This is a genomic window from Streptomyces sp. NPDC049887, assembly GCF_040656535.1.
Classification (GTDB): domain Bacteria; phylum Actinomycetota; class Actinomycetes; order Streptomycetales; family Streptomycetaceae; genus Streptomyces.
The window spans coordinates 58,877-73,438 of sequence record NZ_JBFAMM010000003.1 but is presented as its reverse complement, the minus strand read 5'-3'; the positions used below and the strand labels follow the sequence as shown (position 1 = coordinate 73,438).

Sequence of the window (14,562 nt, the reverse complement as noted above, 5' to 3'; positions counted from 1 at the left end):
GCAGGACACCGGGACCCCGCGGCCGGACACCCCGGTACCCGGCGGACCGAGGGTCGTACTGATCGGACCGATGGGCGTCGGCAAGTCCACGGTCGGCGCCCTGCTGGCGCAGCGGCTCGGCACCGGCTACCGCGACACCGACGCCGACATCGTGGCGGCCGAGGGCCGGGAGGTCTCGGACATCTTCATCGAGGACGGCGAGCCGCACTTCCGTGAGCTGGAGCGCGCGGCGGTCCGCACCGCCGTCGCCGAGCACACGGGCGTGCTCGCCCTCGGCGGCGGCGCGATCCTCGACCAGGGCACCCGCGAGCTGCTTTCCGGGCTCCCCGTCGTCTACCTCTCCATGGACGTCGAGGAGGCGGTGCGCCGCGTGGGGCTGAACACCGCCCGCCCGCTGCTGGCGGTCAACCCGCGCCGCCAGTGGCGTGAGCTGATGGAGGCCCGCCGGCAGCTCTACACCGAAGCCGCCCGGGTCGTCGTCGCCACCGACGGCCGTACGCCCGAAGAGGTCGCCCAGGCGGTCCTCGACGCACTCGAATGGAAGGACGCATGACCGAGCAGGCAGTCACCCGCATCCAGGTCGCAGGCTCCGCGGGCACCGACCCGTACGAAGTGCTCGTCGGCCGCAGCCTGCTGGGCGAGCTCCCGGGGCTGATCGGGCCCAGGGCCAGGCGCGTCGCCGTCATCCACCCCGAGGCACTGGCCGAGACCGGTGACGCCGTCCGCCAGGACCTCGCCGACCAGGGGTACGAGGCCGTCGCCATCCAGGTGCCCAACGCCGAGGAGGCCAAGACCGTCGAGGTCGCTGCGTACTGCTGGAAGGCCCTCGGGCAGACCGGCTTCACCCGCACCGACGCCGTCGTCGGCGTCGGTGGCGGCGCCACGACCGACCTCGCCGGGTTCGTGGCCGCGAGCTGGCTGCGCGGAGTGCGCTGGATCGCCGTGCCGACGACGGTGCTCGCCATGGTGGACGCCGCCGTGGGCGGCAAGACCGGGATCAACACCGCCGAGGGCAAGAACCTCGTGGGCGCCTTCCATCCGCCCGCCGGGGTGATCTGCGACCTCGGCGCCCTGGACTCCCTGCCCGTCCACGACTACGTCAGCGGCCTCGCCGAGGTCATCAAGGCCGGCTTCATCGCGGACCCGGTCATCCTCGACCTGATCGAGGCGGACCCGGAGAGCGCCCGCACCCCCGCCGGCCGGCACACCGCGGAGCTGATCGAGCGCTCGATCCGGGTCAAGGCGGACGTCGTCTCCAGCGACCTCAGGGAGTCCGGTCTGCGGGAGATCCTCAACTACGGGCACACGCTGGCGCACGCCATCGAGAAGAACGAGCGCTACAAGTGGCGGCACGGTGCCGCGGTGTCCGTCGGCATGGTCTTCGCCGCCGAGCTCGGCCGCCTGGCCGGAAGGCTCGACGACGCGACCGCCGACCGGCACCGGACCGTGCTGGAGTCGGTCGGCCTGCCACTCACCTACCGAGGTGACCAGTGGCCCAGGCTGCTGGAGACGATGAAGATCGACAAGAAGTCCCGCGGCGACCTGCTGCGCTTCATCGTGCTCGACGGCCTCGCCAAGCCCACCGTGCTGGAGGGCCCGGACCCGGCCGTGCTGCTCGCCGCGTTCGGTGAGGTGTCCGGGTGAGCCGCCGGGTCCTCGTCCTGAACGGCCCGAACCTCGGGCGCCTCGGTTCCCGTGAGCCGGACGTGTACGGCTCCACCTCGTACGCGGGCCTGGTCGACGCGTGCCGGACGCTGGGCAGGGAGCTCGGCTTCGACGTCGACGTCCGGGAGACCAACGACGAGGGCGAGATGATCCGCTGGCTGCACGAGGCCGCCGACGGCTCGATCCCCGTCGTCGTCAACCCCGGAGCGTTCACGCACTACTCGTACGGCATGCGCGACGCCGCCGCCCAGCGGACCGCCCCGCTGATCGAGGTGCACATCTCGAACCCGTACGCACGCGAGGAGTTCCGCCACACCTCGGTGATCGCGGCGGTCGCCTCGGGAACCGTCGCCGGATTCGGGATCGGCTCGTACCGGCTGGCGCTGCGCGCGCTGGCCGAGGAACTCGCCGGCTGAACCCGCCGGCCCCGGGCACGTCGCACCCTGCCCGGCCGTTCCCACAGGAGCGGCCGGGGAGGGTACCGTTCGGTGCGGACGGGCCAACTCCCGTCCGACCAGCGTGAAGTCGTACGAGACGGAGTGGCGCCGGATGCAGCACGCAGTGGGAGCTCCGCTGCCTCCCCACGGGCCGGGACACGTCCCGGGACCCGTACCCGGGCACGACCCGGCGGCCGGATGGCCACACCGGTCCCAGCACCCCGGCCCGCCGCCGCGGACCCCTCCGCCTCCGCAGGGGCCGCCCGCCCCGGGCTGGAGCGACCCCGGGCAGCAGGTCCCCGCGCCGCCCGCCCCGGACACGGGGCACGTCGCACTCCCGCCGGGCGGACCGGTTCCGCTCCCCGCACCGCCCGCCGACAACGGCACCGGCAGCGCCACCCTCGCGGTCCTGCTGATCGGCCCGGCGGGCGCGGGCAAGACGACCGTCGCCCGGCACTGGGCACAGCGCCGCCGCGTCCCCACCGCGCACATCAGCCTCGACGACGTCCGCGAATGGGTCTGCTCCGGCTTCGCCGACCCCCAGACCGGCTGGAACGACCAGTCGGAGGCCCAGTACCGCCTGGCACGCCGGACCTGCGGCTTCGCCGCCCGCAACTTCCTGGCCAACGGCATCTCCTGCATCCTCGACGACGCCGTCTTCCCCGACCGTCCCGTCGTCGGACTCGGTGGCTGGAAGCGCCACGTCGGACCCGGACTGCTGCCCGTGGTGCTCCTGCCCGGCCTGGATGTCGTCCTGGAGCGCAACGCCGAGCGCAGCGGCAACCGCCGTCTCTCGGACGAGGAGGTCGCCGGCATCCACGGCCGCATGGCCGGCTGGTACGGCTCCGGCCTCCCGATCATCGACAACTCCCAGTGCGACGTGGAGACGACCGCGCGCGTCCTGGACGACGTGCTGGCCAGGGCGCTGCAGAGCCCACCGGCCTGGTAGGCGCGTTGCGTGGCGCGGGGCCGTGCGCGGTGCGTACCCGCCGGGGGTGCCCCTCGCGGCGGCGGGGAGGCGCCGGGGCGCGGAGGCGGCGCGGGTCCGGGCTTCGAGCGTGGCGGTGGCGCGGAGAGCCGCCCTGCCCAGCGGGAGCGTGGGAGGGCCGTCGAGCACGCCGTCCCGGTCACGAGCCCCGGAGCGCGCCGGACGCCGGACGCCATGATCGGCCCCGCCGCCGCGAGAGGCGCCCCCCCTGCCCGCGCGGCAGCGGACCGCCCCTGCCCGCGCCGCGGCGCCGTCCGCCCGCCCGCCCCGCGAGGGCGCACCTCGGAGGAACCCCGCACGGACGCTCTCAACCGGCCGGATCCGCTCCGCGCTCTTAGGCTCGTCTCATGTCCGAGGTGTTCGCTGTCCGCCGCAGCCGGCTGCGCGACCGGTGTGTCGCGACCGGGAGCGCCGCGGCGCTGATCTCCCGGCCTGCCAACGTCCGTTACCTCGCGGGCGGCGCTCCGCCCGGCGCCGTCCTGCTCCTGGGGGCCGCCGGGGAGTCCGCGGACGAACTGCTGTGCCCCACCGCGCCCACCGGCGACCCCGTGGACGGACGTCTGGACGAGCAGCTGCGGCTGACCGTCCTGCCGCTGCACGGTCATGATCCCGCCGTCGCCGCGGCGGAGACCGCGGCCGGCTCCGGCGCGGACGGACTCGCCGTCGAGGAGAACCACCTCACCGTCGCCCGCCACCGCGCCCTCGGCACGGTCGCGCCGGGTCTCCGGCTGACCGATCTGGACGGCGCCGTCGAACAGCAGCGGATGGTGAAGGACGAGGACGAGATCGCGTGCCTGCGGATCGCGGCCGAGATCACCGACCAGGCCCTCGGTGAACTGCTGGAGTCCATCCTGGTCGGCCGCACCGAGCGCCATCTCGCCCTCGAGCTCGAACGCCGGCTCGTGGACCACGGTGCCGACGGCCCCGCCTTCCCGACCTCGGTCGCCACCGGGCCCAACGCCGGACGTCGCCGGCACCGGCCCTCGGACCGGCGCGTCGAGGAGGGTGATTTCCTCTCCGTCTGCCTCGGCGCCAACTACCGTGGCTACCGCTGCGAGATCGGCCGGACCTTCGTCATCGGCACCTCTCCCGCGGACTGGCAGATCGACCTGTACGACCTCGTCTTCGCCGCTCAGCGGGCCGGTCGCGAGGCGCTCCTGCCGGGTGCCGGGTACCGGGACGTCGACCGCGCGGCCCGCCACCTCCTCGACTCGGCGGGCTACGGCGAGGGACTCGCGCCCCTCACCGGCCACGGTGTAGGACTGGAAATCGACGAGGACCCGCAGCTGGCACCTGCGGCCATGGGTAAACTGGACGCTTGTGTGCCGGTCACCGTCGAACCGGGGGTCCACCTCCCGGGCCGGGGCGGAGTCCGGATCGATGACACGCTCGTCGTGCGCCAGGAGGCGGACGGCGGACCCGAGCTACTCACCATCACGACCAAGGAGCTGCTCGCGCTGTAGCTCCGCTCGCAGCGCGCACCTTCGCTCCTCCCCGGTCGTCCACCAGCGTCAGTCCAGGAGATTCCGCAACCGTGGCCACCACGAACGACCTCAAGAACGGCATGGTGCTCAAGCTCGACAACGACCAGCTCTGGTCCGTCGTCGAGTTCCAGCACGTCAAGCCCGGCAAGGGCCCGGCCTTCGTGCGCACCAAGCTCAAGAACGTGCTCTCCGGCAAGATCGTCGACAAGACCTTCAACGCCGGCGTGAAGGTCGAGACGGCCACCGTCGACCGCCGCGACATGCAGTTCTCGTACATGGACGGCGAGTACTTCGTGTTCATGGACATGCAGACGTACGACCAGCTGCACGTCGCCCGCAACGCCGTCGGCGACGCCGCCAACTTCCTCATCGAGGGCTTCACCGCCACCGTCGCGACGCACGAGGGCGAGGTGCTCTACGTCGAGCTGCCCGCGGCCGTCGAGCTCGTCATCCAGGAGACCGAGCCGGGCGTCCAGGGCGACCGCTCCACGGGCGGCACCAAGCCCGCCACCCTGGAGACCGGCTACACCATCCAGGTCCCGCTCTTCATCACCACCGGTGAGAAGATCAAGGTCGACACCCGTTCCGGCGACTACCTCGGCCGGGTGAACAGCTAACCGTGGCTGCCCGCAACAAGGCCCGCAAGCGTGCCTTCCAGATCCTCTTCGAGGCCGACCAGCGCGGTGCCTCCGTGCAGGAGGTCCTCGCGGACTGGATCCGGCACTCGCGGTCCGACGACCGTCAGCCGCCGGTCAACGAGTACACGATGGAGCTGGTCGAGGGGTACGCGGAGCACGCGGACCGGATCGACGAGCTGATCGCCGCATACGCGGTCGGCTGGACGCTCGACCGGATGCCCGTCGTGGACCGCAACATCCTCCGGCTCGGCGCTTACGAACTGGTCTGGGTGGACGACACCCCGGACGCCGTGGTGATCGACGAGGCGGTGCAGCTCGCCAAGGAGTTCTCCACGGACGAGTCGCCGTCCTTCGTGAACGGCCTGCTGGGGCGCTTCAAGGACCTGAAGCCGACCCTGCGCGACGCGTAGGCCCGGCTGGGGCCGGCCGAGCCGCGAAGGTCCGCAGCACCGCGGTGCTGCGGACCTTCGGCGTTCCCGCGCGGGGCGGGGCCCCGGGCAGTCGCTCGCCGTGGTGTCGGCCCGAGGGACCGCTGCGGGCCCGTCCCGGCGGCGGCACGTACAGGGGACGGAACACGGTCGGGCCGTGGGAGGCAGCCCCTCCCACGGCCCGGCGGCAACGTTTCTGCTGTTGGGGCGTCAGCCCTCTTCGTGGGCGACAGCGCGACGCGCGTCGGCGTCCAGCACGCCCCAGCTGATCAACTGCTCGGTGAGCACCGAGGGCGACTGGTCGTAGATGACGGCGAGCGTGCGCAGGTCGTCCTGGCGGATCGAGAGCACCTTGCCGTTGTAGTCCCCGCGCTGGCTCTGGATGGTCGCCGCATAGCGCTGCAATGGTCCGGCCTTCTCGGCGGGGACGTGGGCAAGACGCTCGAGATCGAGAACGAGCTTCGGCGGCGGCTCGGCGGCACCGCCCGGCGTGGTGCCGGGAAGGAGCTCCTGCACCGGAACACCGTAGAAGTCCGCCAGCTCGGCCAGGCGCTGAACCGTCACCGCGCGGTCCCCGCGCTCGTACGACCCGACGACGACGGCCTTCCAGCGGCCCTGGGACTTCTCCTCCACCCCGTGGAGCGAGAGCCCCTGCTGGGTACGGATGGCGCGGAGCTTGGCCCCGAGCTGTTTTGCGTATTCGCTGGACATATAGCTCCCCGGACGCTGTATCACGTGCGGCTCGGCCGCGCGGCTGGTCACTCACTGTGAAGGTTACGCAGCGTTACTTGGCCTCGTCAAGCCGAATGGTCCGTACGCCCCTCCCGAGGGGGTGGTCAGGGCCCCTCGCGGACCCTGGTAGCGTGGACGGCGCAAAATCCGACGTCCTTTAAGGTCCGTCCCGTGAGGCGGAGAAGGAGGTCCGTTTCGTATGGACGCACACACTTCCGACGTCGCGCGCCCCGTTCTCGAGGGCCCCGACATCGCGCGGGTACTGACCCGCATCGCCCACGAGATCGTCGAGCGCGCCAAGGGCGCCGACGACGTGGTGCTCCTCGGCATCCCGACCCGCGGCGTGTTCCTGGCCGACCGGCTCGCCGCCAAGCTTGCCGGGATCACCGGCCGCACCATCCCCGTCGGCTCGCTCGACATCACCATGTACCGCGACGACCTGCGGCTCCGTCCCGCCCGTGCCCTCGCGCGCACGGACATCCCGGCCGACGGCATCGACGGCCGGCTGGTCGTCCTCGTCGACGACGTGCTCTTCTCCGGCCGCACCATCCGCGCCGCCCTCGACGCGCTGAACGACATCGGCCGTCCGCGCGCCGTCCAGCTCGCGGTCCTGGTGGACCGGGGCCACCGCGAGCTGCCCATCCGCGCCGACTACGTCGGCAAGAACCTCCCGACGTCGCTGCGGGAGACGGTCAAGGTCCAGCTCTCCGAGGAGGACGGTCGCGACACCGTGCTCCTGGGCGTGCGGGAGACCGCCCCGGCCGGCGAGCAGTAGCAGCCCGGTCCGGCCCCCGTCACCGCCCCCGGGCAGCGCTCGCGCGCCCGCATGCCCGCACATCTCCACACCCTGGAGCACACCCAGATGAAGCGTCACCTCATCTCGGCCGCCGACCTCACCCGTGACGACGCCGTCCTGATCCTCGACACCGCCGAGGAGATGGCCCGGGTCGCCGACCGGCCGATCAAGAAACTGCCGACCCTGCGCGGCCGGACCGTCGTCAACCTCTTCTTCGAGGACTCGACCAGGACCCGGATCTCCTTCGAGGCCGCGGAGAAGCGGCTGTCCGCGGACGTCATCAACTTCGCCGCCAAGGGCTCGTCCGTCTCCAAGGGCGAGTCGCTCAAGGACACCGCTCAGACCCTGGAGGCGATGGGCGTCGACGCCGTCGTCATCCGGCACGGCGCCTCCGGCGCCCCCTACCGGCTCGCGACCTCCGGCTGGATCGACGCCGCGGTCATCAACGCCGGTGACGGCACCCACCAGCACCCCACCCAGTCGCTGCTCGACGCCTTCACCATGCGCCGCCGCCTCGTCGGGCGGGACGCCGGCCTGGGGCAGGACCTGTCGGGCAAGCGCATCACGATCGTCGGCGACATCCTGCACAGCCGTGTCGCCCGCTCCAACGTGGACCTGCTGCACACCCTCGGCGCCGAGGTCACCCTGGTCGCGCCGCCCACCCTGCTGCCCGTCGGCGTCGGCCACTGGCCCTGCGAGGTCTCCTACGACCTGGACAGCACGCTGCCGAAGAGCGACGCCGTGATGATGCTGCGGGTCCAGCGCGAGCGCATGAACGCGGCCTTCTTCCCGACCGAGCGCGAGTACTCGCGGCGCTACGGCCTCGACGGCGACCGCATGGCGCGGATGCCCGAGCACGCCATCGTGATGCACCCCGGCCCCATGGTGCGCGGCATGGAGATCACCGCCGAGGTCGCCGACTCCGGCCGCTGCACCGCCGTCGAACAGGTCGCCAACGGCGTGCACACCCGGATGGCGGTCCTCTACCTGCTTCTCGGCGGCAACGAGCCCGCCGTCACCCACGCCCGTACCGAGGAGACGAAGTAACCCATGAGCAAGATCCTTATCCGTGGCGCGAAGGTGCTCGGCGGCGAGGCGCGGGACGTACTGATCGACGGCGAGACCATCGCCGAGGTCGGCACCGGGATCGAGAGCGGCGACGCGACCGTCGTCGAGGCGGAGGGCAGGATCCTGCTCCCCGGCCTGGTCGACCTGCACACCCACCTCCGTGAGCCCGGCCGTGAGGACTCCGAGACCGTCCTCACCGGCACCCGCGCGGCGGCGAGCGGCGGTTACACGGCCGTGTTCGCCATGGCCAACACCTTCCCGGTGGCCGACACCGCCGGCGTCGTCGAGCAGGTGTGGCGGCTCGGCAGGGAGCACGGCTACTGCGACGTCCAGCCCATCGGCGCCGTCACCGTCGGCCTGGAGGGCAGGAAGCTCGCCGAGCTCGGCGCCATGCACGACTCCGCCGCCGCCGTCACCGTCTTCTCCGACGACGGCAAGTGCGTCGACGACGCGGTGATCATGCGCCGGGCGCTGGAGTACGTGAAGGCCTTCGGCGGCGTGGTGGCGCAGCACGCGCAGGAGCCCCGGCTCACCGAGGGCGCCCAGATGAACGAGGGCGTCGTCTCCGCCGAGCTGGGACTGGGCGGCTGGCCGGCCGTCGCCGAGGAGTCGATCATCGCCCGGGACGTGCTGCTGGCCGAGCACGTCGGCTCCCGCGTCCACATCTGCCACCTGTCGACCGCCGGCTCCGTCGCGATCGTCCGCTGGGCCAAGTCCCGCGGCATCGACGTCACCGCCGAGGTCACCCCCCACCACCTGCTCCTCACCGACGAGCTGGTCCGCACGTACGACCCCGTCTACAAGGTCAACCCGCCGCTGCGCACCGAGCGGGACGTGATGGCGCTGCGCGAGGCCCTGGCCGACGGCACGATCGACATCGTCGCCACGGACCACGCCCCGCACCCGCACGAGGACAAGGACTGCGAGTGGGCCGCGGCCGCGATGGGCATGGTCGGCCTGGAGACCGCGCTCTCCGTCGTCCAGCACACGATGGTCGACACCGGGCTGCTGACCTGGGAGGGCGTCGCCGACCGGATGTCGTTCAAGCCCGCCCGGATCGGCCGCGCCGAGGGCCACGGGCGGCCCGTCTCGGCAGGTGAGCCCGCCAACCTCACCCTGCTCGATCCGGCATACCGTGGAACCGTGGACCCCGCGGGCTTCGCCTCCCGCAGCCGCAACACCCCCTACGAGGGCCGCGAGCTGCCGGGGCGCGTCACCCACACGTTCCTGCGGGGCCGCGCGACGCTCATGGACGGGAAGCTGGCGTGACGACACCACTGATCATTCAGGCGGCCGGAGAGGTCGAGCGGAAGTCGGCGGAGGTGACCGACTGGGCCGCACGGCTCGGCTGGGTCGCCGGACTGCTGCTGTTCATCGCCCTCGTCTACTGGCTGATGCGCCAGGGCTGGAAGTGGCGGGGTGAGCTCCAGTCAGGGCTGCCCGAGCTTCCGACCGCCCCCGAGGACGCCGGTGAGGCCAAGCTCCGGCTCAGCGGCCGCTACCACGGCTCCACGACCGCCGGTCAGTGGCTCGACCGCATCGTCGCCCGGGGACTCGGCAACCGCAGCCGCGCCGAGCTGACGCTCACCGACGCCGGGATCGACGTCGTGCGCCCCGGGGCCGCCGACTTCTTCGTCCCGGCCGCGGCCCTGCGCGGGGCCCGCCTCGACAAGGGCATCGCCGGGAAGGTCCTCACCGAGGGCGGACTGCTGATCGTCACCTGGGAGCACGGCGACCGGCTGATCGACTCCGGTTTCCGCTCCGACCGGGCCGCCGGGCACCCGGCCTGGGTCGAGGCCCTCAACTCCATGACCAAGAACGACACGACGGAAGGCGCCGCACGATGACGACCTCCACCAGGGGAACCCGCGTTCCCGCCGTACTCGTCCTGGAGGACGGCCGCACCTTCCGCGGCCGCGCCTACGGGGCCGTGGGGGTGACCTTCGGCGAGGCGGTGTTCTCCACCGGTATGACCGGCTACCAGGAGACCCTGACCGACCCGTCGTACCACCGCCAGGTCGTGGTGATGACCGCCCCGCACGTCGGCAACACCGGCGTCAACGACGAGGACCCCGAGTCGTCGCGCATCTGGGTGTCCGGCTACGTCGTACGCGACCCCGCCCGGGTCCCCTCGAACTGGCGCTCCCGCCGGTCCCTCGACGAGGAGCTCGCCGCCCAGGGCGTGGTCGGCATCAGCGGTGTCGACACCCGCGCCCTCACCCGCCACCTGCGGGAGCGGGGCGCGATGCGCGTCGGCATCTTCTCCGGCAACGCCCTGCCCGACGAGGGCACGATGCTCGCCGAGGTCCGCCAGGCGCCCGAGATGAAGGGCGCCGATCTCTCCGCCGAGGTCGCCACGAAGGAGTCGTACGTCGTCCCCGCGATCGGCCCCGACGGCGAGGCCGTGGCGGTCGGCTCGGCGAGGTTCACCGTCGCCGCCGTCGACCTGGGCATCAAGGGCATGACACCGCACCGCATGGCCGAGCGCGGCATCGAGGTGCATGTGCTGCCCGCGACCGCCACGGTCGAGGACGTGTACGCGGTCGCCCCCGACGGCGTGTTCTTCTCCAACGGCCCCGGCGACCCGGCCACCGCCGACCACGCCGTGTCCGTCATGCGGGGCGTGCTGGAGCGTCGGACCCCGCTGTTCGGCATCTGCTTCGGCAACCAGATCCTGGGCCGGGCGCTCGGCTTCGGGACGTACAAGCTCAAGTACGGCCACCGCGGCATCAACCAGCCCGTGCAGGACCGCACGACCGGCAAGGTCGAGGTCACCGCGCACAACCACGGCTTCGCCGTGGACGCCCCTCTCGACAAGGTCTCCGAGACCCCCTACGGCCGCGCCGAGGTCTCCCACGTCTGTCTCAACGACGACGTGGTGGAGGGCCTCCAGCTGCTCGACCAGCCGGCCTTCAGCGTCCAGTACCACCCTGAAGCGGCCGCGGGCCCGCACGACGCCGCGTACCTGTTCGACCGCTTCGTCTCCCTGATGGAGGGCCAGCGTGCCTAAGCGCACCGATATCCAGTCCGTCCTGGTCATCGGCTCCGGCCCGATCGTCATCGGTCAGGCAGCCGAGTTCGACTACTCCGGCACCCAGGCCTGCCGGGTCCTCAAGTCCGAGGGCCTGCGCGTCATCCTGGTGAACTCCAACCCGGCGACGATCATGACCGACCCGGAGATCGCCGACGCCACGTACGTGGAGCCGATCACTCCCGAGTACGTCGAGAAGATCATCGCCAAGGAGCGCCCCGACGCGCTCCTGCCCACCCTCGGCGGCCAGACCGCGCTCAACACGGCGATCTCCCTCCACGAGGCGGGGACGCTGGAGAAGTACGGCGTCGAGCTGATCGGCGCCAACGTCGACGCGATCAACAAGGGCGAGGACCGCGACCTGTTCAAGGAGGTCGTGGAGGAGGTCCGCAAGAAGATCGGCCACGGCGAGTCCGCCCGCTCGGTGATCTGCCACTCCATGGACGACGTGCTCGCGGGCGTCGAGACCCTCGGCGGCTACCCCGTGGTCGTACGGCCCTCCTTCACCATGGGCGGCGCGGGTTCCGGCTTCGCGCACGACGAGGACGAACTGCGCCGCATCGCCGGCCAGGGCCTGACCCTGTCGCCCACCACCGAGGTGCTCCTGGAGGAGTCCATCCTGGGCTGGAAGGAGTACGAGCTGGAGCTGATGCGCGACAAGAACGACAACGTCGTGGTCGTCTGCTCCATCGAGAACTTCGACCCCATGGGCGTGCACACCGGCGACTCGATCACGGTCGCGCCCGCGATGACGCTGACCGACCGCGAGTACCAGACCCTGCGCGACATCGGCATCGCCGTCATCCGCGAGGTCGGCGTCGACACCGGCGGCTGCAACATCCAGTTCGCCGTCAACCCCGAGGACGGCCGGGTCATCGTCATCGAGATGAACCCGCGGGTGTCCCGCTCCTCCGCGCTGGCCTCCAAGGCCACCGGATTCCCGATCGCGAAGATCGCGGCCCGGCTCGCCGTGGGCTACACCCTCGACGAGATCCCCAACGACATCACGGAGCAGACACCCGCGTCCTTCGAGCCGACCCTCGACTACGTGGTCGTCAAGGCCCCGCGCTTCGCCTTCGAGAAGTTCCCCTCCGCGGACAGCACGCTCACCACCACCATGAAGTCCGTGGGCGAGGCCATGGCCATCGGCCGCAACTTCACCGAGGCCCTGCAGAAGGCGCTGCGCTCGCTGGAGAAGAAGGGCAGCCAGTTCGACTTCGCGGGCGAGCCCGGCGACAAGGACGAGCTGCTGCGCGAGGCGGGCCGCCCGACCGACGGCCGGATCAACACGGTGATGGGGGCCATCCGTGCCGGAGCCACCCAGCAGGAGGTCTTCGACGCGTCGAGGATCGACCCCTGGTTCGTCGACCAGCTCTTCCTGATCAAGGAGATCGCCGACGACCTGGCCGCCGCCGAGAAGCTCGACCCCGAACTGCTGGCCGAGGCCAAGCGGCACGGCTTCTCGGACGCCCAGATCGGCGGCATCCGCGGCCTGCGCGAGGACGTCGTCCGCGAGGTGCGCCACGCCCTGGGCATCCGCCCGGTCTACAAGACCGTCGACACCTGCGCCGCCGAGTTCGCCGCGCGCACCCCGTACTTCTACTCGTCCTACGACGAGGAGTCCGAGGTCGCCCCGCGCGAGAAGCCCGCGGTGATCATCCTGGGCTCCGGCCCGAACCGCATCGGCCAGGGCATCGAGTTCGACTACTCCTGCGTCCACGCCTCCTTCGCGCTCCACGACGCCGGCTACGAGACCGTCATGGTCAACTGCAACCCCGAGACGGTCTCCACCGACTACGACACCTCCGACCGGCTGTACTTCGAGCCGCTCACCCTGGAGGACGTCCTGGAGATCGTGCACGCCGAGCAGCAGGCCGGACCGGTCGCCGGTGTCGTGGTCCAGCTCGGCGGGCAGACCCCGCTCGGTCTCTCGCAGGCCCTGAAGGACAACGGCGTCCCGATCGTCGGCACGTCACCCGAGGCCATCCACGCCGCCGAGGACCGCGGCGCCTTCGGCCGGGTCCTCGCCGACGCCGGCCTCCCGGCGCCCAAGCACGGCACCGCGACCACCTTCTCCGAGGCCAAGGCCATCGCCGACGAGATCGGCTACCCGGTGCTCGTCCGCCCCTCGTACGTGCTCGGCGGCCGCGGCATGGAGATCGTCTACGACGAGACCCGGCTGCAGGCGTACATCTCGGAGTCCACCGAGATCGGACCCGACCGGCCGGTCCTGGTCGACCGCTTCCTCGACGACGCCATCGAGATCGACGTGGACGCGCTCTACGACGGCTCCGAGCTGTACCTCGGCGGCGTCATGGAGCACATCGAGGAGGCCGGTATCCACTCCGGCGACTCGGCCTGCGCCCTTCCTCCGATCACGCTCGGCGGTTTCGACGTCAAGCGGCTGCGGGCGTCGACCGAGGCCATCGCCCGCGGCGTCGGTGTCCGCGGACTGATCAACATCCAGTTCGCGATGGCCGGCGACATCCTGTACGTGCTGGAGGCCAACCCGCGCGCCTCCCGCACCGTCCCGTTCACCTCGAAGGCGACCGCCGTACCGCTGGCCAAGGCCGCCGCGCGGATCTCGCTCGGCGCCACCATCGCCGAACTGCGCGAGGAGGGCCTGCTGCCGGCCCAGGGCGACGGGGGCACGCTCCCGCTGGACGCCCCGATCTCCGTCAAGGAGGCCGTGATGCCGTGGAGCCGTTTCCGCGACATCCACGGACGCGGTGTCGACACCGTCCTCGGTCCGGAGATGCGCTCCACCGGCGAGGTCATGGGCATCGACAACGTCTTCGGCACGGCGTACGCGAAGTCGCAGGCCGGGGCCTACGGCCCGCTGCCCACCAAGGGCCGCGCCTTCATCTCGGTCGCCAACCGGGACAAGCGCTCGATGATCTTCCCGGCCCGGGAACTGGTCGCGCACGGCTTCGAACTGCTCGCCACGTCGGGCACCGCCGAAGTGCTCAAGCGCAACGGCATCCATGCCACGGTCGTGCGCAAGCAGTCCGAGGGGGAGGGGCCCGGCGGTGAGAGGACCATCGTCCAGCTCATCCACGACGGCCAGGTCGACCTCATCGTCAACACTCCCTACGGCACGGGCGGCCGCCTCGACGGCTACGACATCCGCACCGCGGCCGTGGCCCGCGGCGTGCCCTGCCTGACGACGGTCCAGGCGCTCGCGGCGGCGGTCCAGGGCATCGACGCGCTCAACCTCGGCGGGGTGGGCGTCCGTTCACTCCAGGAACACGCGGAGCAGCTGACCGCGGCCCGCGACTAGCAGCCCACGAGGGGG

Annotated in this window: 14 protein-coding genes; 13 read left to right on the top strand and 1 reads right to left on the bottom strand. The window is 71.7% G+C overall.

Going from position 1 to position 14,562, the window contains the following annotated elements:
• The first annotated feature begins 70 nt into the window (after positions 1-70).
• The 7 genes from AB0J10_RS04480 (at position 71) to nusB (ending at position 5,622) form a co-directional block, all read left to right on the top strand.
• Positions 71-553 carry a shikimate kinase gene (locus AB0J10_RS04480; protein WP_363058252.1) on the top strand — a complete coding sequence of 161 codons (483 nt, stop codon included), beginning with the start codon at positions 71-73 and terminating at the stop codon, positions 551-553.
• Positions 550-1,644: a 3-dehydroquinate synthase gene (gene aroB / locus AB0J10_RS04475; protein WP_363057726.1), complete on the top strand. Its 1,095-nt coding sequence runs from the start codon at positions 550-552 to the stop codon at positions 1,642-1,644. The genes AB0J10_RS04480 and aroB overlap by 4 nt, the downstream gene beginning before the upstream one ends.
• The gene (gene aroQ, locus AB0J10_RS04470; protein ID WP_363057724.1) at positions 1,641-2,081 is read left to right on the top strand and encodes a type II 3-dehydroquinate dehydratase; all 441 of its coding nucleotides are present in this window, start codon (positions 1,641-1,643) and stop codon (positions 2,079-2,081) included. The genes aroB and aroQ overlap by 4 nt, the downstream gene beginning before the upstream one ends.
• A gap of 133 nt (positions 2,082-2,214) precedes the next feature.
• Positions 2,215-3,051, top strand: coding sequence for an AAA family ATPase (locus AB0J10_RS04465; protein ID WP_363057722.1), 837 nt, complete (start codon positions 2,215-2,217; stop codon positions 3,049-3,051).
• 386 nt (positions 3,052-3,437) lie between these two features.
• Positions 3,438-4,553: an aminopeptidase P family protein gene (locus AB0J10_RS04460; RefSeq protein ID WP_363057720.1), complete on the top strand. Its 1,116-nt coding sequence runs from the start codon at positions 3,438-3,440 to the stop codon at positions 4,551-4,553.
• 71 nt (positions 4,554-4,624) lie between these two features.
• Positions 4,625-5,191, top strand: coding sequence for an elongation factor P (gene efp, locus AB0J10_RS04455; protein ID WP_018892597.1), 567 nt, complete (start codon positions 4,625-4,627; stop codon positions 5,189-5,191).
• A 2-nt stretch (positions 5,192-5,193) separates the two neighbouring features.
• The gene (gene nusB, locus AB0J10_RS04450; RefSeq protein WP_363057718.1) at positions 5,194-5,622 is read left to right on the top strand and encodes a transcription antitermination factor NusB; all 429 of its coding nucleotides are present in this window, start codon (positions 5,194-5,196) and stop codon (positions 5,620-5,622) included.
• Positions 5,623-5,850: 228 nt separating this feature from the next.
• Here nusB and bldD read toward each other — a convergent pair whose 3' ends face one another.
• Complete coding sequence (gene bldD, locus AB0J10_RS04445; RefSeq protein WP_017945577.1) at positions 5,851-6,351, bottom strand: transcriptional regulator BldD; 501 nt, start codon at positions 6,349-6,351, stop codon at positions 5,851-5,853.
• 220 nt (positions 6,352-6,571) lie between these two features.
• Here bldD and pyrR point away from each other — a divergent pair, with 220 nt between their 5' ends.
• From pyrR to carB, 6 genes are all read left to right on the top strand, one after another.
• Entirely contained in the window at positions 6,572-7,147 is a 576-nt protein-coding gene (pyrR, locus tag AB0J10_RS04440) for a bifunctional pyr operon transcriptional regulator/uracil phosphoribosyltransferase PyrR (protein WP_363057715.1), read from the top strand.
• Positions 7,148-7,234: 87 nt separating this feature from the next.
• Complete coding sequence (locus AB0J10_RS04435; protein WP_363058250.1) at positions 7,235-8,215, top strand: aspartate carbamoyltransferase catalytic subunit; 981 nt, start codon at positions 7,235-7,237, stop codon at positions 8,213-8,215.
• Positions 8,216-8,218: 3 nt separating this feature from the next.
• The gene (locus tag AB0J10_RS04430) at positions 8,219-9,505 is read left to right on the top strand and encodes a dihydroorotase (RefSeq protein WP_363057713.1); all 1,287 of its coding nucleotides are present in this window, start codon (positions 8,219-8,221) and stop codon (positions 9,503-9,505) included.
• Positions 9,502-10,083 carry a hypothetical protein gene (locus AB0J10_RS04425; RefSeq protein WP_363057711.1) on the top strand — a complete coding sequence of 194 codons (582 nt, stop codon included), beginning with the start codon at positions 9,502-9,504 and terminating at the stop codon, positions 10,081-10,083. The genes AB0J10_RS04430 and AB0J10_RS04425 overlap by 4 nt, the downstream gene beginning before the upstream one ends.
• Positions 10,080-11,246, top strand: a complete 1,167-nt coding sequence (carA, locus tag AB0J10_RS04420) for a glutamine-hydrolyzing carbamoyl-phosphate synthase small subunit (protein ID WP_363057709.1) — start codon at positions 10,080-10,082, stop codon at positions 11,244-11,246. The genes AB0J10_RS04425 and carA overlap by 4 nt, the downstream gene beginning before the upstream one ends.
• The gene (gene carB, locus AB0J10_RS04415; protein ID WP_363057707.1) at positions 11,239-14,547 is read left to right on the top strand and encodes a carbamoyl-phosphate synthase large subunit; all 3,309 of its coding nucleotides are present in this window, start codon (positions 11,239-11,241) and stop codon (positions 14,545-14,547) included. Before carA ends, carB begins: the two co-directional genes overlap by 8 nt.
• The last annotated feature ends 15 nt before the right edge of the window (positions 14,548-14,562 follow it).

Bases quoted from the DNA above. Each gene is read 5' to 3' on its own strand.
- AB0J10_RS04480 (WP_363058252.1), top strand. From the start codon at position 71: ATGGGCGTCGGCAAGTCCACGGTCGGCGCCCTGCTGGCGCAGCGGCTC.
- aroB (WP_363057726.1), top strand. From the start codon at position 550: ATGACCGAGCAGGCAGTCACCCGCATCCAGGTCGCAGGCTCCGCGGGC.
- AB0J10_RS04465 (WP_363057722.1), top strand. From the start codon at position 2,215: ATGCAGCACGCAGTGGGAGCTCCGCTGCCTCCCCACGGGCCGGGACAC.
- AB0J10_RS04460 (WP_363057720.1), top strand. From the start codon at position 3,438: ATGTCCGAGGTGTTCGCTGTCCGCCGCAGCCGGCTGCGCGACCGGTGT.
- bldD (WP_017945577.1), bottom strand. From the start codon at position 6,351: ATGTCCAGCGAATACGCAAAACAGCTCGGGGCCAAGCTCCGCGCCATC.
- pyrR (WP_363057715.1), top strand. From the start codon at position 6,572: ATGGACGCACACACTTCCGACGTCGCGCGCCCCGTTCTCGAGGGCCCC.
- AB0J10_RS04435 (WP_363058250.1), top strand. From the start codon at position 7,235: ATGAAGCGTCACCTCATCTCGGCCGCCGACCTCACCCGTGACGACGCC.
- AB0J10_RS04430 (WP_363057713.1), top strand. From the start codon at position 8,219: ATGAGCAAGATCCTTATCCGTGGCGCGAAGGTGCTCGGCGGCGAGGCG.
- carA (WP_363057709.1), top strand. From the start codon at position 10,080: ATGACGACCTCCACCAGGGGAACCCGCGTTCCCGCCGTACTCGTCCTG.